This window comes from Jutongia sp. SJQ-6, assembly GCF_054161275.1.
Genome location: NZ_CP195314.1, coordinates 619,127 through 636,756, shown reverse-complemented (window position 1 = coordinate 636,756; position 17,630 = coordinate 619,127). Strand labels below are relative to the sequence as shown.

20 protein-coding genes are annotated in these 17,630 nt (G+C 42.9%); 19 read left to right on the top strand and 1 reads right to left on the bottom strand.

The genetic code is table 11. The annotated features are described in order from the left end of the window. Positions 1–32: 32 nt before the first annotated feature. The 16 genes from der (at position 33) to scpB (ending at position 13,947) form a co-directional block, all read left to right on the top strand. Positions 33–1,352 (top strand): ribosome biogenesis GTPase Der, encoded by a 1,320-nt coding sequence (gene der, locus ACSAJE_RS02975; RefSeq protein ID WP_458009637.1) that lies wholly within the window; start codon positions 33–35, stop codon positions 1,350–1,352. Positions 1,353–1,374: 22 nt separating this feature from the next. Continuing rightward, a complete protein-coding gene (gene plsY, locus ACSAJE_RS02970; RefSeq protein ID WP_243034660.1) occupies positions 1,375–2,019 on the top strand; it encodes a glycerol-3-phosphate 1-O-acyltransferase PlsY in 645 nt (214 codons plus the stop codon). Next, complete coding sequence (locus tag ACSAJE_RS02965) at positions 2,012–3,025, top strand: NAD(P)H-dependent glycerol-3-phosphate dehydrogenase (RefSeq protein ID WP_458009636.1); 1,014 nt, start codon at positions 2,012–2,014, stop codon at positions 3,023–3,025. Before plsY ends, ACSAJE_RS02965 begins: the two co-directional genes overlap by 8 nt. A 109-nt stretch (positions 3,026–3,134) precedes the next feature. Continuing rightward, positions 3,135–3,467, top strand: coding sequence for a hypothetical protein (locus tag ACSAJE_RS02960; protein WP_118690426.1), 333 nt, complete (start codon positions 3,135–3,137; stop codon positions 3,465–3,467). 68 nt (positions 3,468–3,535) lie between these two features. Then, positions 3,536–5,401 (top strand): TIGR03960 family B12-binding radical SAM protein, encoded by a 1,866-nt coding sequence (locus ACSAJE_RS02955; protein WP_022025130.1) that lies wholly within the window; start codon positions 3,536–3,538, stop codon positions 5,399–5,401. Positions 5,402–5,418: 17 nt separating this feature from the next. Beyond that, entirely contained in the window at positions 5,419–6,222 is an 804-nt protein-coding gene (locus ACSAJE_RS02950) for a TIGR03936 family radical SAM-associated protein (protein ID WP_458009635.1), read from the top strand. A 12-nt stretch (positions 6,223–6,234) separates the two neighbouring features. Beyond that, positions 6,235–7,449, top strand: a complete 1,215-nt coding sequence (locus tag ACSAJE_RS02945) for a ribonuclease E/G (protein ID WP_458009634.1) — start codon at positions 6,235–6,237, stop codon at positions 7,447–7,449. Between the two features lies 1 nt (position 7,450). After that, the gene (locus tag ACSAJE_RS02940) at positions 7,451–8,542 is read left to right on the top strand and encodes an iron-containing alcohol dehydrogenase family protein (RefSeq protein ID WP_458009633.1); all 1,092 of its coding nucleotides are present in this window, start codon (positions 7,451–7,453) and stop codon (positions 8,540–8,542) included. Between the two features lie 19 nt (positions 8,543–8,561). Then, the gene (locus ACSAJE_RS02935; RefSeq protein ID WP_022025133.1) at positions 8,562–9,608 is read left to right on the top strand and encodes a nucleoid-associated protein; all 1,047 of its coding nucleotides are present in this window, start codon (positions 8,562–8,564) and stop codon (positions 9,606–9,608) included. Between the two features lie 18 nt (positions 9,609–9,626). Continuing rightward, the gene (locus tag ACSAJE_RS02930; RefSeq protein ID WP_022025134.1) at positions 9,627–9,896 is read left to right on the top strand and encodes a hypothetical protein; all 270 of its coding nucleotides are present in this window, start codon (positions 9,627–9,629) and stop codon (positions 9,894–9,896) included. Positions 9,897–10,089: 193 nt separating this feature from the next. Beyond that, positions 10,090–10,395 (top strand): 50S ribosomal protein L21, encoded by a 306-nt coding sequence (rplU, locus tag ACSAJE_RS02925; RefSeq protein ID WP_022025135.1) that lies wholly within the window; start codon positions 10,090–10,092, stop codon positions 10,393–10,395. Positions 10,396–10,406: 11 nt separating this feature from the next. Further along, positions 10,407–10,742, top strand: coding sequence for a ribosomal-processing cysteine protease Prp (locus ACSAJE_RS02920; RefSeq protein ID WP_458009632.1), 336 nt, complete (start codon positions 10,407–10,409; stop codon positions 10,740–10,742). A 4-nt stretch (positions 10,743–10,746) separates the two neighbouring features. Then, on the top strand, positions 10,747–11,034 hold the full coding sequence (gene rpmA / locus ACSAJE_RS02915; RefSeq protein WP_022025137.1) for a 50S ribosomal protein L27: 288 nt from the start codon (positions 10,747–10,749) through the stop codon (positions 11,032–11,034). 175 nt (positions 11,035–11,209) lie between these two features. Beyond that, positions 11,210–12,499: a GTPase ObgE gene (gene obgE, locus ACSAJE_RS02910; RefSeq protein ID WP_118690429.1), complete on the top strand. Its 1,290-nt coding sequence runs from the start codon at positions 11,210–11,212 to the stop codon at positions 12,497–12,499. Between the two features lie 45 nt (positions 12,500–12,544). Then, on the top strand, positions 12,545–13,336 hold the full coding sequence (locus tag ACSAJE_RS02905; protein WP_022025139.1) for a segregation and condensation protein A: 792 nt from the start codon (positions 12,545–12,547) through the stop codon (positions 13,334–13,336). A 41-nt stretch (positions 13,337–13,377) separates the two neighbouring features. After that, on the top strand, positions 13,378–13,947 hold the full coding sequence (gene scpB, locus ACSAJE_RS02900) for an SMC-Scp complex subunit ScpB (RefSeq protein ID WP_022025140.1): 570 nt from the start codon (positions 13,378–13,380) through the stop codon (positions 13,945–13,947). Positions 13,948–14,066: 119 nt separating this feature from the next. Here the strand turns inward: scpB and ACSAJE_RS02895 are convergent, their stop codons facing one another. Beyond that, positions 14,067–14,690 carry a DUF1836 domain-containing protein gene (locus ACSAJE_RS02895; protein WP_458009631.1) on the bottom strand — a complete coding sequence of 208 codons (624 nt, stop codon included), beginning with the start codon at positions 14,688–14,690 and terminating at the stop codon, positions 14,067–14,069. Positions 14,691–14,833: 143 nt separating this feature from the next. Here ACSAJE_RS02895 and ACSAJE_RS02890 point away from each other — a divergent pair, with 143 nt between their 5' ends. The 3 genes from ACSAJE_RS02890 to ACSAJE_RS02880 all read left to right on the top strand — a co-directional run bounded on the left by ACSAJE_RS02890 (position 14,834) and on the right by ACSAJE_RS02880 (position 17,619). Further along, the gene (locus ACSAJE_RS02890; RefSeq protein ID WP_243034662.1) at positions 14,834–15,169 is read left to right on the top strand and encodes a YabP/YqfC family sporulation protein; all 336 of its coding nucleotides are present in this window, start codon (positions 14,834–14,836) and stop codon (positions 15,167–15,169) included. Positions 15,170–15,347: 178 nt separating this feature from the next. Next, positions 15,348–16,616, top strand: coding sequence for a sporulation protein YqfD (locus ACSAJE_RS02885; protein ID WP_458009630.1), 1,269 nt, complete (start codon positions 15,348–15,350; stop codon positions 16,614–16,616). Further along, positions 16,591–17,619 carry a PhoH family protein gene (locus ACSAJE_RS02880; protein WP_022025144.1) on the top strand — a complete coding sequence of 343 codons (1,029 nt, stop codon included), beginning with the start codon at positions 16,591–16,593 and terminating at the stop codon, positions 17,617–17,619. The genes ACSAJE_RS02885 and ACSAJE_RS02880 overlap by 26 nt, the downstream gene beginning before the upstream one ends. The last annotated feature ends 11 nt before the right edge of the window (positions 17,620–17,630 follow it).

Below are 17,630 nucleotides of genomic sequence, written 5' to 3'. Positions count from 1 at the left end.
CATGGAAAATGTGTGCAGAAATGAGGAAAGATATGAGTAAACCAATTGTGGCTATCGTTGGAAGACCAAATGTTGGTAAGTCAACGCTGTTTAATATGATCGCCGGAGAGCGGATCGCAATTGTCAAAGATACGCCAGGTGTAACAAGAGATCGTATTTATGCGGAAGTTAGCTGGCTGAATCATAATTTTACATTGATGGATACCGGTGGTATTGAGCCGGAGACAAGCAATCAGATGCTGCGCAGCATGCGAGAACAGGCGGAAATGGCGATTGAAATGGCTGATGTCGTCATGTTTGTCGTAGATGTGCAGCAGGGTGTTCTGGATGCGGATTATAAGGTGGCTGATATGCTGCGCAAGGCGCACAAAGATATCGTATTGGTCGTTAACAAGGTAGATAATTACGACAAGATGCTCCCGGATGTCTATGAGTTTTATAATCTGGGAATTGGGGATCCACATCCTATCTCCTCTCTGAATAAGATGGGACTGGGTGATATGCTGGATGAAGTAACCGCATTGTTCCCAAAAGATCTGGAAGAGGAAGAGGATGAGAGACCGCGTATCGCAATCGTTGGTAAGCCCAATGTTGGTAAATCCTCTTTGATCAATAAACTGTTAGGAGAGAACCGTGTGATCGTATCGGATGTAGCCGGTACGACTCGTGATGCGATCGATACTGACATCTGCTGGGAAGGTAAAGACTATGTGTTTATTGATACAGCGGGACTCAGACGCAAAAATAAGATCAAGGAAGAAATTGAGCGATATAGTATTTTGCGAACGGTATCGGCAGTAGAACGTGCTGATGTGGTCGTGCTGATGATTGATGCCGAGGAAGGCATTACGGAGCAGGATGCCAAGATTGCAGGTATTGCACATGACCGCGGACGCGGTATGATCATTGCGGTTAATAAATGGGATGCCATTGAGAAAGACAATCATTCGGTTAAGAAATTTACCAATGAAATCCGCAATACATTATCGTTTATGCCGTATGCGGAGATCTTATTTATCTCGGCCAAGACCGGGCAGCGTATTCCAAAGTTGTTTGATGCATTAGAGACGGTAATCCAGAATCATTCGATGCGTATTGCTACCGGAGTGGTCAATGAGATCTTGATGGAGGCAGTTGCCATGCAGCAGCCACCTTCAGACAAAGGACGCCGTTTGAAGATTTACTATATGACGCAGGTGAGTGTGAAACCACCGACTTTTGTTGTCTTTGTAAATGATAAACGGCTAATGCATTTTTCGTATACCCGTTATTTGGAGAATAAAATACGAGAAGCGTTTGGCTTTGCAGGAACGCCACTGCGATTTCTGATTCGCGAGCGCAGTAAAAAATAAAAGTGATTAGGAGAGGTAAAAGATGATGTTGTACCGTATCATTTGTCTGGTGATTGGTTATTTTTGCGGATGTATATCCAGCGGTTATTTTGTTGGCAAACTGTATCATATGGATATTCGAACAAAGGGAAGCGGTAATGCAGGAACAACGAATGTGCTTCGAACACTCGGTAAGCTTCCGGCACTTATTACATTTGTCGGCGATTTGGCAAAAGCAATCGTTCCCATTGTGATCATCCGCTGTCTGTTTCAAGGTGAAGAAGCCTATTTATTATGCTTATACCTTGGTTTAGGCGTTGTTTTAGGACACAATTTTCCATTCTATTTAAGATTTAAAGGCGGTAAAGGAATTGCAGTTACGGCGGCCGTTGTATTATCGGCAGCCAATCCGATCATGATACCGATCGGTCTTGCGATTTTTATTATTGCAGTCGCTATAACACGGTATGTATCAGTGGGATCATTATTTGTAGCCTGGTATATCCCGGTGAATACATTGGTATTTCATTGGCTGGATGGAAAGAATCCGTTGTTTTTACATATGATGATCTTAAGTTTATTATTTACCGTGTTGGCTTATGTGCAGCACAGACAGAATATTGTCAGGCTGTTCCATGGTACGGAGAATAAGATTGGGGCAAAAAAGGAGGAGAAGGTAAATGAGTAAAGTAAGCTTTTTGGGGGCAGGCAGCTGGGGTACTGCTCTAGCGATCATGTTAGCACAAAACGGACATGATGTTACTCTTTGGTCAAAAGTGCAGGCTGAGGTGGATATGCTACAGCAGCACAGAGAACATATTCATCGTTTGCCGGGTGTGAAACTACCGGATTCTATTGTTGTCACTTCAGACTTAAAACAGGCCTGCGAGGGCAATGATCTGATTGTCTTTTCGGTAGCATCTCCGTTCGTTCGCGCAACGGCAAAAGAGGCAGCAGTTTATATTCCGGAGGGACAGCGTGTTGTCAATGTGGCAAAAGGCATTGAGGAAGATACGTTGATGACATTGTGTGATATTATCAAGCAGGAAATTCCGTGTGCAGAAGTTGCTGTTTTGTCCGGACCAAGCCATGCAGAGGAAGTTTCGATTGGAATGCCGACAACCGTTGTGGTAGGGGCGAAGACGAAAGAGTTCGCCTGCTATCTGCAAGAAGTTTTTATGAACGATCGTTTTCGAGTATATACCAGCTCTGACATGATCGGTATCGAACTTGGTGGCTCGATCAAAAATGTGATTGCCTTAGCGGCGGGTGTCAGTGTGGGACTTGGCTGTGGTGATAATACCATGGCAGCGTTGATCACCAGGGGAATTACCGAAATTGCCAGACTTGGAATTGCGATGGGAGGACGTTTGGAAACGTTTGCAGGATTGTCAGGTATCGGTGATCTGATCGTTACTTGTACGAGCAGACACAGCCGCAATCACAACGCAGGTGTATTGATCGGTAAAGGCTATACGATGGACGAAGCGATGAAAGAGGTTAAACAGGTTGTAGAGGGTGTTTATTCGGCGAAAGCGGCAAAGAAACTAGCCGAGAAATATCAGGTCAGCATGCCAATCGTATCAGAAATCAATGAGGTGCTTTTTGGAAATCTGTCTGCAAAAGACGCATTGGCAAATTTATTGACGAGAGATCGCTGCGAAGAGTATCCAAACGATCCATGGCAGCAATAAATCCGACGCGTGCGCAGTATCCAACTGTTGTATTGCAGTGGAAATAGGAATATCTGTGCCGGTTGTCTCATATATACTATCAAAAGTGATCAGTGTTGGAGAATATGTGATGAGACAGCAGGAATATAAAAAACAGAATAAGGTTGTTTTAGAGGGGATAGAACCGGTAGAAAGCCGGGAGGAACGTCTTCATATGGCTCGACAAGCATTTGGCCGGGAAAATATGACATATGAAACGGCAAAACGCTCTGAGCATCCCGGTCGTCTGCTCCGGTTGGTGACGGCAGGGGTGCTTTTTAGTATAGCAGTGTGCTATTGTTTACAAAATGGTTCTGTTTTTGGGTACGATAAGGAGTGGATTGAGCAATGTCTCATGGATAATCACTTGTGGGAACAGGTGTCAGATGCTGTTGCACAGGGCATAAGTCAATTTACAAAATAAAAGTATAGGATACAAAGAGGCGGGATTTTTACCGGTGAACGTCTTTTTGTCAAGAAATGAGGATGAACATGAGAAAACTGGCATTGAGCGATGAGGTACTTTTGTCGGTGGAAAAACCGGCCAGATATATTGGCGGCGAGATCAATATGGTGAAAAAGGATCCCTCAAAAGTTGATATACGTTTTTGTATGTGTTTCCCGGATGTTTATGAGATTGGTATGTCACATCTTGGGATTCAAATATTATATGATATGTTTAATACGCGAGAGGATATATACTGCGAGCGTGTCTATTCACCATGGGTGGATCTGGATAAGATCATGCGGGAGCAAAAGATCCCGTTGTTTGCATTAGAGTCACAGGATCCTATCAAAGAATTTGATTTTTTAGGGATCACGTTGCAGTATGAAATGTGTTATACCAATATTTTGCAGGTGTTAGATCTTTCACAGATACCGCTGAAAGCAGTCGATAGAACGATGGAGGATCCTTTTGTGATTGGTGGCGGCCCATGCTCGTATAATCCGGAACCGATTGCAGACTTTTTTGATATGTTTTATATCGGAGAAGGAGAGACGGTATATTTTGATCTGATGGATGCGTATAAAGAATGGAAAAAGACCGGTGAAGACAGGGTGGCATTTCTCAAACGTGCGGCACAGATCCCGGGCATTTATGTGCCGATGTTTTATGAGGCGAGTTACAATGAGGATGGAACATTGGCAGATTTTTATCCGATCTGTGAAGAGGCACCGAAGAAAGTGATAAAGCAGGTGGAGGACAAGATGTCAGACACCTTTTATCCGGAGAAACCGCTTGTACCTTATACCAAGGCAACACAGGAACGTGTCGTATTAGAGATTCAGCGCGGCTGTATTCGCGGATGCCGATTTTGTCAGGCGGGAATGCTGTATCGACCGATCCGTCCGCGCAGCTTGGAATTTTTGAAAGATCATGCCAGAAAAATGTTAGAATCCACGGGGTATGATGAGATCTCCTTAAGTTCCCTCAGCTCCAGCGATTACAAGGAACTGCCGGAATTAGTATATTGGCTGATCGATGAATACCGGGACAAAGGGGTAAATATTTCGCTGCCGTCTTTGCGTATTGATGCGTTTGCGTTGGATGTAATGTCGAAAGTACAGGATATTCGCAAAAGCAGTCTAACGTTTGCACCGGAGGCAGGATCACAGCGTATGCGTAATGTGATCAACAAAGGTTTGACGGAAGAGGTGATCTTAAAAGGTGCTATGGATGCGTTCCGCGGTGGATGGAATCGAGTAAAACTGTATTTCATGTTAGGACTTCCGGGAGAGCAGGAAGATGACATTGCGGGGATCGCAGAGCTGTCAGATAAGATTGCCAGAGAATATTATACGTTGCCGAAGGATCAGAGAAACGGCAAAGTAAACATTGTAACGAGTACGTCGATCTTTGTACCAAAGCCTTTTACACCGTTCCAATGGGCACCGATGAATACAAAGGAGCAGGCGAAGGAAAAGCGTTTCTTTTTGTTGGACAAGATCAAAAATCAGCTTAATGCAAAGAGTATCAAATATAACTGTCATGATGCGGATGTATCGGAGTTGGAGGGTGTGTTTGCCAGAGGAGACCGCAGACTGAATGATGTGATCCTTCAAGCATATCAGGATGGCTGTTTCTATGATGCGTGGAGCGAGTATTTCCACTATGACCGCTGGCAGAAAGCAATGGAAGATCATGGGCTCACCATGGCATTTTATAATGGAAGAACGCGTGACGAGGACGAGCTGTTTCCGTGGGATTTTATTGATATTGGAGTAACGAAGGAGTTTATGCTGCGGGAATATAAACGATCTCTGGCGGAAGAAGTGACACCAAACTGCCGTGCAAAATGTGCCGGCTGTGGTGCTGCAAAATTTGGCTGTGGTGTCTGCGTTGAGGCGAGAAATTAGAAAGGAACGGGAAATAGATGAAGACCAGAATTAAGTTTTCCAAGTGTGGATCGATGCGTTTTGTTGGACATTTGGATGTTATGCGTTATTTTCAGAAGGCTTTTCGACGTGCGCAGATCCCGGTCAGTTACAGTCAGGGATTTTCACCGCATCAGTTGATGTCTTTTTCTTCACCGCTTGGTATCGGATTAAGCAGTGACGGAGAGTATATGGATCTGACGCTGGATCAGGTGGAAGATGCTGACAGGATCGTAGAGCAGATGAATGAGCAGATGAATGAGGAAATCCGGGTTCGGGATCTTACCATCTTAAAGGATGATGCAAGACCGTCGATGGCAATGTTAGCGGCCTGTGATTATATGATCGCAGCCAAACCGGACAAGACTTCCTTTTTGGAGAGAGTAGATCTGGAGGAGCTGGTGCACCGCTTTATGGAGCAGTCTTCGATCAAGATCCTCAAAAAGACCAAGCGTTCGGAGAAAGAAGTAGATATTCGGGATAATATCTATCACTTATCAACTGGTTTGGAACAATTGCAGGGGCATACCGGTATGAAGTATGGAGAGAGCTGCCTGGAGGGGTCTGCGTACCGCCCGCTGCTCTATATGCAGCTTACAGCAGGCAGTGTGGTAAATATAAAACCGGAGCTGGTCTTAGAGGCGATGGCGGCATTTGCCGGGGATACCTTTTCGTTTTTGGATGTTCAGATCCATCGACTGGAAATGTATGGTGATGCAGATGGCAAAAAAGGCGAGGTGCATACGTTTTCTTCAGAAACACCATGTCGTTTGCTGCCTTTGTCCGAATACGATAAAGCATAAAAGGTGAAAGGCGTGGTTAATAGCGTGAAAGAAGAGTTGTTAGTGACACGCAGAGAGGACAAGATCCTTTTTGCGAGAGTGCAGGATGGAAAGATTGTTCAATTACAGGCAGAAGATTCGGATGGCGGTATTTTGGGCAATATCTATGTTGCCAAAGTGCGCAATATAGTAAAAAATATTAATGCGGCTTTTGTCGAGTTTGCCAAAGGACAGATGGGTTATCTTCCTCTGACAGGACAGATTGCACCGATTCATACCGATGGAACACCGAGAAACGATGACCGTATATTGATCGGTGATGAATTGATCGTTCAGGTGACAAAGGAGGCAGTGAAAACAAAGCCACCGACGGTATCCTGTGCGATAGAGCTGCCTGGCAGATATGCGGTTCTTACCCGCAAAAATGGAATTGTAACGAGTGTATCAAAAAAGATCCAAGATGAGGACAAGCGGGAAAACTTACGCTGCATTTTGCAGGAATATGCCGGTGAATCTTATGGGTTTGTGGCGAGAACCAACAGTGCCTCCTGTGAGGAAATGACGTTTCGGAGGGAAATCGAAGGACTGGTAAAACAGTATGAACAGATTACAAAACAGGGAATACATCGAACGGTATATAGTGTGTTGTACCGTGCAGCAGATGGCTATCTGTCCCAAATTAGGGATAGCTTGGGCGGTCAGTCAACCGGCATTTTGACCGACGATGAAGAATTATATGCTCAGATCCAAACATATTTGGAAGCCGGTGGGTTGCAGGACAGTATGCCGCTAACACTATGGGATCCGGATCATGGGAAAATGGATGCGGTATATGATATCAGCCGGACAATCGAGAAAGTGTTACGTCCTAAAGTTTGGCTTCGGGGCGGTGGTTATCTGATCATTCAGCCAACCGAGGCATTGATCGCTATTGATGTGAATACCGGCAAGGCAATTTCTAAAAAGAAAGATGTGGAAAAGACGTTTTTGAAGGTCAATATGGAAGCGGTAGAGGAGATCGCCAGACAGTTGCGTTTGCGAAATCTTTCCGGCATGATATTGATTGATTTTATTGATATGAAAGATCCTGAACACAAAGAAAAGGTGCTTCAGGCGTTGGAACGGGCGACAGCGAAAGATCCCGTTCAGACAACGGTTGTCGATATGACAGCGTTAGGTCTGGTAGAGGTAACTCGCAAAAAAGTTCGCAAATCTTTTTACGAACAGTTAAAGAAAGGACAGGATTGATATGACAGCAATGAACTTTTATATGCCGACGAAGGTGTATCAGGAATGGAATGCAGTGGCGAATCATGCAGAGGAGATCGCTTCTTTTGGTAAAAAGGCGTTGATCGTAACCGGACGCCATTCTTCCAAACAAAATGGCTCACTTGCAGATGTTATGGCCGCTTTGGAAACATGCGGTACAGAATATATTGTTTATGATCGGATTGAAGAAAATCCATCCATCGCAACGGTTATGGATGCAGCCGGGATCGGCAGGGAACAGGGCGCAGATTTTGTGATCGGTGTAGGGGGAGGCTCCCCGTTAGATGCGGCAAAAGCCATTGCAATGATGATCCATAACCGCGATACTTCCAGTGAAGTTTTGTATCAGAAAATCACATTGCGTGCATTGCCGGTTGTAGCAGTTCCAACAACGTGTGGAACAGGGTCAGAGGTGACACCGTATGCAATTTTGACAAGAGATGATATTCAGACAAAACAAAGCATTCCACATAAGATTTTTCCGAAACTTGCTTTGGTCGATCCGAAATACTTAAAGACTGCATCTACGCAGGTTCTTGCCAATACTTGTATCGATGCATTGGGACATTTGATCGAAAGCTATTTTAATTCGCATGCCGGTGAATACAGCCGTATGCTTTGCATGACAGGATTTGAAGTGTGGGGTGGCTGTAAAAATGTGTTGCTCGGCATGGATCCGGAAGAGGAAGATTATGAAAATATGATGTTAGCTTCCAGTCTTGCAGGAATGGCAATCGCACATACCGGTACGTCACTTCCGCATGGCATGAGCTATTATCTGACGTACCATAAGGGGATACCGCATGGAAAGGCAGTGGGATATTTTCTGCCCGGTTATTTGCGTCTGTTTGCGGAACAGATGGATGTTGAGGTGATGATGATCCTCAGAAGTTTGGGCATTGGCAGTTTGGAGCAGTTTGAGGGATTGATCCGTGAATGTCTTGGGACCCCGGAGATCACGGATGCAGAAAAAGAAGCTATTTTGAAGGAAATCACATCATCAGAACGTAAACTGGCAGCAGTACCGATCCCGGTGACAAGAGAACAGATCGCGGAAATGATCACAAACTAGCAAAGGATAGGAGGCAGAGATGGATATATCCTTTCAGGAAACAGGAGTAGTCAAACAAAAAGAGGACATTATTATTCGGCGAGGTATTGTACATATTTTGGACGCGACGCTCGGGTATCCGGTCTATTCGGAGCAGGAACTGGATCTAACGCCGGATATTAACGATTTCTTTCGGAGTCATATCTTTAAATTGATGTCAGGAGATGACATGAAAAAATGTTATTTTCCGGAGGAAGAAGATTCTCCGGTGTATGACATTGTTAAAGAATTTAGTGAAGATGATCTCGTTGCGGACAGTAAACGTCTGACAGACGAATTGTACCGGATCATGAATGCAAACGTTGCAATTCCCTCAGCGGATCTGGCAATTGTAACCTTTCAGGTTGCCGGACAGAAATATCTTGCGCTGCTTAAAATGAATTACAAAGAAAGTTTTGTGCATATGACGAATGCAGAGGAAGCCGGTAATGTAAATAGTATTATCCGTTATCAGGCAACTTTGCCGGGATCCGGATCCAAACTGTCCGAGGCTGTCATTATCAATTTGCAGGACTTCTCTGTCCGCATTGTGGAAAAGAAATACGAAGTGAATGGGGAAAAAGTAAATTATTTATCCGAACTGTATCTGCAGTGTAAGGCAGCGATGTCCGATAAGACAAAATTAGCAGTCGTTACCAGAGCAGTTGAGCAGGTCAACAAAAAGCATTTTTCGGAAGAACCTGTAAAGCAGATGGAAACGAAAAGCATTTTGAAACAGGAGATCGAGGAAAATGGTGCGATCCAGGTTGAGCGTATCAGCGAGAAAATGTATGGCAGTACACCGGAGATTAAAGAAGAGTTTGATGCCAAAATGGAAAAATACCATATGGAGAAGGCCGAGGTAAAGCCACAGAGCGAACAGACGACGAAAAAATTTGAAAAACAGTATTTAAAAACAGACACCGGTATTGAGATCAACATCCCAATGGAACAATATCAAGATATTGATCAGGTGGAGTTTATCACAAACGCCGATGGAACAATATCAGTGCTGATCAAGAACATTAATAAGATTATGACAAAATAATGAAAAAGGAGGACAAACATGTTTCGGATCTGGGGAAAGATTTGGAAAGACAATCATTTGCTGCAAGATATTACGATCTGCGATGCTGCTACGGATAAAAATCGTACCCGCAAAGTATTTGATGCGATCGAAGAGATGTGTTATACCTTTGATCTGAGCAAGCCTATCTGGTTGGAGAGCAATATACAAGATTTTCAGCGGAGAGACAAGACAAGATTTACAAAGGACTCCTTTATTGATGAGATAGATTTTGATTATTTGGAGATCCAAATGTTGGAAGAGGATTAGTGTATAAGCAGGCTATAATAACAGCCTGTTACATATGGCAAATATTTGTGCAAAATGTATTGACATTTTTAAGATATGATGATAAACTAATCAAGTGTGCCGCTTAACGAGGTACCTTGAAGTGCTGTTTTTGTAAGAATTTGCAGGGACGGACACCGTAGTTAGCGAGTAATAATGAAGGAGGAACAGGTCTATGTACGCAATTATTGCAACAGGTGGAAAGCAGTATAAAGTTTCCGAAGGTGACGTGATCAACGTTGAGAAGCTTGCTGTAGAAGCTGGTGAGACAGTTACATTTGATAACATTGTTGCTGTAAGTGATGGCTCCCTTAAGGCTGGCGCAGACGTAGCAAACGCTACTGTTACTGCATCTGTCGTAAAAGAGGGTAAGGCTAAGAAAGTAATCGTTTACAGATACAAGAGAAAATCCGGTTATCATAAGAAAAACGGTCACAGACAGGCTTACACACAGGTTAAGATCGAGAAGATCAACGCTTAATAGGTGACAGAATGATAAATATAACCATTTATCAACGGCAAAAGGATGTGTATGACGGCTTCCGAATGGAAGGTCATGCAAGGTATGCCAAATATGGAAAAGATATTGTATGCGCCGGTGTTTCGGCATTGGTGATCAACACGATCAATTCTATAGAGGAATTTACAGGTGACACCGTCACAACGACGATGCATCCGGATCTTGTGGAGATGAGAATAACGTCCGAACAGATCAGCCCTGAAGCCGAATTGTTACTTCGTTCGCTTGTATTAGGATTACAGGGAATACAAGCAGAATATGGCAAACGATATCTGAAAATTAAGTATAAGAGAAAGCAGGAGGTGTAGAAACATGTTAAAAATGAACCTTCAGTTATTTGCTCATAAAAAAGGAATGGGTTCTACTAAGAACGGTAGAGATTCCGAGTCTAAGAGATTAGGAGCAAAGAGAGCAGACGGACAGTTTGTACTCGCTGGTAACATCATTTACAAACAGCGTGGAACAAAGATTCACCCAGGCGTTAATGTAGGACGTGGTGGTGACGATACATTGTTTGCATTGGTAGACGGTGTTGTTCGTTTTGAGAGAAAAGGTAGAGACAAGAAGCAGGCTTCCGTATATCCAGTAGAAGCAAAATAGTCTTTGAGCCGGTAGAGCCGGTTACCGATACAAGAGGCTGTCATTGTACAGCCTCTTTTTCGTAGAGACAGAAGTGGTGTCATGCAGCGTCAAACTGTAAAGCACTTGTACCATATTTCATAAAATATATATTGATAGAGATTTGTTATTTTATTGCTAGAAGGAAGGTGAGCCCATGTTTGCAGATAGTGCAAAAATATATATCCGTTCCGGAAAGGGCGGAGATGGACATGTTAGTTTCCGAAGAGAATTGTATGTGGCTGCAGGAGGTCCTGACGGCGGCGATGGTGGCCGCGGTGGAGATCTGATCTTTGAAGTCGATCCGGGAATGAATACATTAAATGATTTTCGACATATCCGAAAGTATGTTGCAGGGGATGGACAGCCCGGTGGAAGAAGACGATGCCATGGAGCAGACGGTGCAGATTTGGTCGTAAAGGTACCGGAAGGCACAGTTGTAAAAGAAGCTGAGACGGGAAAAGTGATCGTTGATATGTCTCATGACTGTAAACGTGAGGTTATCCTTAAAGGTGGCCGTGGCGGTAAGGGAAATATGAATTATGCGACGCCGACTATGCAGGTGCCAAAGTATGCACAACCTGGTAAGCCGGGGCGAGAGCTAAATGTTATATTAGAGTTAAAAACGATCGCAGATGTTGGATTGGTGGGATTTCCGAATGTTGGTAAATCAACGTTTCTGTCACGCGTCAGCAACGCAAAGCCAAAGATTGCCAATTATCATTTTACGACTTTACAGCCAATGCTTGGTGTCGTTGATCTGGAAGGTACCGATGGTTTTGTGATCGCAGATATTCCGGGTCTCATTGAGGGTGCCGCAGACGGTATCGGTTTAGGCCATGAATTTCTGCGTCATATTGAACGGACGAAGGTGTTTATCCATATGGTAGATGCTGCATCCACTGAGGGAAGAGATCCGCTCAATGATATTAATATTATTAATCAGGAATTAAAGAAATACAGCGAGGAGCTTGCGGCACGTCCACAAGTGATCGCAGCGAATAAAACAGACGTATTTTATGGGACTGAAGAAGATACCGTGATCAGCCTGCTTCGTGAAGAATTTGAGCCAAAGGGAATACCGGTATTCCCGATTTCTGCAGTTAGCGGTAAGGGTGTCAAAGAACTGTTGTATCATGTGAAAAAGATGTTAGATGATATTCATGAAGAACCAACGGTCTTTGAGCGCGAGTTTGTTCTAGATGAGATGGATTTTGCGGATGAACCATATACTGTAGAATATGACGAAAAAGAAAATATGTATGTTGTAGAAGGCCCGCGTATTGAGCGAATGTTAGGATATACGAATCTGGACTCTGAAAAGGGATTCCAGTTTTTCCAGAAGTTCCTTAAGACCAGTGGTATTTTGGAGGAACTGGAACGTCTTGGCATTGAAGAGGGAGATACCGTACGTATGTATGATCTGCAGTTTGATTATTACAAGTAATCATTGATCCCAATAACTTTAAAACCAAAGGAGATATAAGTGGCGATGGATTCCAGTGTGATTTCGGTAAAGTTAGATGCATTTGACGGACCGCTAGACTTGTTACTGCATCTGATTGAAAAAAATAAAATAGATATTTTTGACATTCCGATCGTGCAGATCACGGAGCAATATTTGGAGATCATCGCACAAATGGATCGCAAGGACATGGATGTTATGAGCGATTTTTTGGTGATGGCGGCAACGCTGTTAAAGATAAAGTCCAAAATGCTTCTTCCGGTAGAGGTGACCGAGGAGGGTGAGCCGGAAGATCCCCGTGCGGAATTGGTAGAGCGCTTGTTAGAGTACAAGACATATAAGTATGCGTCTTATGAGTTAAAGGATAAGCAGATGGATGCAGCAAGATTGCTGTTCAAAGAATCTACGATCCCCGCAGAAATTGCTGACATCAAAGAAGAAGTCAATGTTGAAGAATTGTTGTCAGATGTTACATTGGCAAAATTGCAGACAATTTTTCATTCTGTGATGAAGAAACAAGTTGATAAGATCGATCCGATCCGAAGTAAGTTTGGTAAGATTGAGAAAGAATCTGTTACACTGGCGGATCGTATGCTGTTTATCGAAGAGTATGCAATGCTTCATCAAAAATTTTCGTTTCGCCAGATGCTAGAAAGCCAGCCAAGTAAGACGATGATCATTGTAAGCTTTTTGGGAATTTTGGAATTGATGAAAGTCGGCAAATTAAAGATCGTTCAGGAAAATATCTTTGATGATATTTATATAACTTATGACAATACCGTAAAATACGAGGGAGAGATCATTCCTTCCAGTGAGTAGCGATTGTAAGCGGATAGAGTGAGAAAGGAGGTCCGTTTGGTGTGAAACTTTCGGAGCTAGAAGCTAAAATAGAGGCTATTCTCTTTACAATGGGAGAGGCAGTAGAATTGGAAAGGATCGCAGCGGCAACAGAGCAGGATGAGGATACATGCCGCAAGGTGATCCGCAGCATGATGGATAATTATGCGGCAGAGGATCGTGGTATTCAGATCATAGAACTGGATGGTGCGTTTCAGATGTGTACGAAAGCAGATATGTATGAGGCGATCGTCCGTATTGCCCATGTTCCGAAAAAGCATGTTTTAACGGATGTATTGTTGGAAACGTTGTCGATCATCGCTTATAAGCAGCCGATCACAAAGGTGGAGATCGAACATATCCGAGGTGTGAAATCGGATCATTCGGTCAACAAATTAGTAGAGTATAATCTGGTTTGTGAAGCAGGTCGCCTGGACGCACCGGGACGACCAATCCTTTTTGCGACGACTGAGGAATTTTTGCGGAACTTTGGTATTGAGTCATTAGATGATCTTCCGGTTGTCAATCCGGAAAAGATTGAGGATTTTAAGCTGGAGGCAGAAGAAGAAGTTCAATTAGAACTTGATATTTAATGATTCAAACTTCCCATACCACATCATCTTTCTTTGTTAAGTCTCTGATGAATTGTAAAAAGACTCTGGGGAACAATGATTCAACATTGTTCCCCAGAGTCTTTTGTGATGATCAGATGTTAATTTTTCTTTTTGCTGTTCGATTTTTTTTGATCCATCATATCTTTATCAATGATCGATTCGATCACGCTTTTCTTTACCCAAATATCAAAAGATAGTGAGCAGATAAAAGCAAAGTTGCTCAGGAGTTTCCTTTCTTCATCATCCTCAATATCCGCAAATGCCTTATTAGAGTCGCGCAGTTTGCGAATCATATCTCGTACTTCAAAGTCAATATTTTCGTATTGTCGTTGAAAAATCTCTTCATAAACGGTATTTAAGTTACGATCATTTTCGGAGTGAAAAAAACGTTTTGTGATCGGTGCCAAAATGCTTTGGATATCATTGATCGACAAAAAGTTCTTAAAGTAATAGATAAACAGCAGTAACACCATATGCTCCGGAGAATATTTTTTCTTCTCCGAAGGTGGGAGAAGATTGTTCTTAGAGTAATTATTGATCATTGTCTTTGTTAGGATCTTATCATCCTCAAATCGCTTGGAGGATTTTAAGTGATCGTCCATAAAAGTTGTGATCTGATCCATATACAAATCAATGTTCGGAATCTCATCCGGCTCAATATAATCAATATTCTGAATGCTTCGCAACAGATCGATCATATCGCGGTCATATTTCTCATGCATAATTCGTGTCCTTTCCCAGCTAAAATACAAAAAGCCTATATAAGTATAGCGTATTTAAAAAGATTACGCAATGCAAACAGAGGTAACAATTTGGGACTGTTGCATAGAATATAAGGAGGAAGCAGCAGGATGGGAGAATACAGGTGACAACACTTGGAAAACGTGGGAATAGGCATAAACATCATCCGAAGGCGCATGTTAAACCTGCGGATGAAGAACCAAAGATTGCGTCTGCCATTTCCAGAAAGTTTCAAATGTCGGAAGATATTATTGCCGGAGCACCTTTATTAATGGGATATGGCAGAGGCAGGTTATGTATTGAAAATTATCGGAATATAATAGAGTATACGGACTCCTTGATACGGATTCAGACAAAGACAGGTCGGATCCATATTATTGGCAGAAATTTAGTCATTGCATATTTTCGGGATGACGGCATGTGTGTTGTAGGAGAAATCGGCACCATAGAATATCACTAGCCCCATTATATACACAATCCAAACTTCGCACATCAAAAGCTGCTATCGGGTCATATATTACTTATTATGACATGATGGTTTTTGAGGTGAGGAGTTTGAATACATAGCTGTAAGTTGTATAAGGGGCGTTTTTTAGTGATATTAATTGGATGGTTTCAGTGTGGAAATGAGGGCTTTCATGGTACATAAAGTAATCGGATGGCTTGCGGGCTATGTAACAATACGGCTTCGAGATGGAGAAATTGAGCGGTTTGTTAATATGTGCAGGTATAAAGAAATTCCGCTTTGGAATGTTTATTGGGATACAAAACGTAAACACCTATATGCAGATATATCCTTAAAAAATTTTTGGAGATTGCGTCCGATCGTTCGGAAAACACATGCGGTACCCATTGTTGTAAAGCGTCACGGCGGCCCTTTTTTGCTGAGTAGCATACAGAAAAGAGCAAGTTTTTTTGCTGGGCTCATTTTGTTTCTTGCCGGAATAATATTTTTGGCAGGCAGAATATGGGGCATATCATTTGAAGGAGAACAATATCATACCGAAGAAAGTTTGCGGCGTTTTCTAAATGAGAGCGGTGTGTATATGGGAATGCCGTCAAAAGGTTTAAGCTGCACAGAGCTTGCTAAACAGATCCGAAGAAGATATCAGGATATTGGATGGGTTTCTGTTGAAAAAAAAGGAAGCTGTTTGTTTGTTCGATTGCAGGAAGTAACGTTAATGAAAGAAAAAAAAGATGCTTCTTCGGCGGCTGATCTTATCGCTGCACACGATGGTAAAGTGATCTCTATTGTCACTAGGGAGGGAACGCCGCAGGTACATGCCGGAGCAAAAGTAAAAAAAGGCGATGTTTTAATTTCAGGTAAGGTAGAAGTGATCGGAGATGGCGATGTAATTCAGAATATTCGTTTTGTACGTGCGAAAGGAACTGTGGTGATCGAGGGAAAGAAAGAATATAACAAGTATTTGAGCAAGACATACCAAAAGCACGGCCTTGAGAAACACAAAAAGAATGTGTATTGTCTTCGATATCAGCAAAATCGATTTTTTTTGCATAATCCGTTAAATCGTTTGGAAAGTGATAGGAAATATGCTATAATTACTGAGAGTGGGCAACTATGCTCAAAAGTGATACCGCGTTCTCCTTTTTATTGGGTGAAGGCATCTTATCAGGAGATGTATTCCAAAAAAATGGTGTATACGCGGAAACAGGCGAAGAAGAAACTGTTGAACCTGCATCGGGAATATATTCGCCGTCAAGAGGAAGACGGGTATCAGATTCAGGAGACAGCTCCGGAATTTCAGGTTCTTGATAGCGGGTACAAACTGAAAGATACGGTTATATGGCGGTCTTCGCATCATAAATACCGCAAAATATCAGTTTCCGAAAGGAAGAAACAGAAAGAGGAAATAAAAACAGATGGCAATTATGGAAACGCTCATTGAGATTCCGGCTGCACTCGAGGCTAATGTATTTGGTAAGCTGGATGAACACTTAAAGAAAATAGAACGTGCACTTAATGTTACGATGGTGGCAAGAGACGGTACGTTAAAACTGATCGGTGAGGCAGCGGATGTCAAGCAGGCGGAGAGCGTGCTGATGCAGCTGTTAGAGCTTGCAAGACGTGGCAATACAGTGACGGAACAAAATGTGAACTATGCGCTTGGAATGATTCTTGAGCATCGTACACCGGATTTGGTATCAATAGATTCTGATATTATCTGTCATACGATTCAGGGAAAACCGGTGAAACCGAAAACAGCAGGACAAAAGGCGTATATTGATCTTATTCGCAAGAAAATGATCGTATTTGGCATAGGCCCTGCCGGGACCGGTAAGACATATTTGGCGATGGCGATGGCAATCGAGGCATTTAAGCGTGATGAGGTAAGTCGTATTATATTGACCAGACCGGCGATCGAAGCAGGAGAAAAACTTGGTTTTTTACCGGGGGATCTGCAAAGTAAAGTTGATCCCTATCTTCGCCCGCTTTATGATGCATTACATCAGATCATGGGTGCAGACAGTTATTTGCGCAATGTAGAGAAGGGCTTGATCGAAGTTGCGCCATTGGCATATATGCGAGGAAGAACGCTGGATAATTCCTATATTATTCTTGATGAGGCGCAAAACACGACGCCGGCGCAGATGAAAATGTTTTTAACACGTATTGGATTTGGTTCGAAGGTAATTATTACCGGTGATCTGACTCAGAAGGATCTGCCGAGCGGAACAACTTCAGGTCTGGATCAGGCGTTAGATGTACTTGGCAAGGTTGAGGACATAGGTATTGCACATATGACTAATCAGGATGTAGTACGTCATCCGCTGGTTCAGCAGATCGTTAAGGCATATGATGATTACGATAAACGTATGGAAAAACAGCGTAAAAGAAATCAGTTCAAAGAAAACCGGGGTGCTGAGCATAGAAAAACCGGACACAGATAGATGAGGAGGAT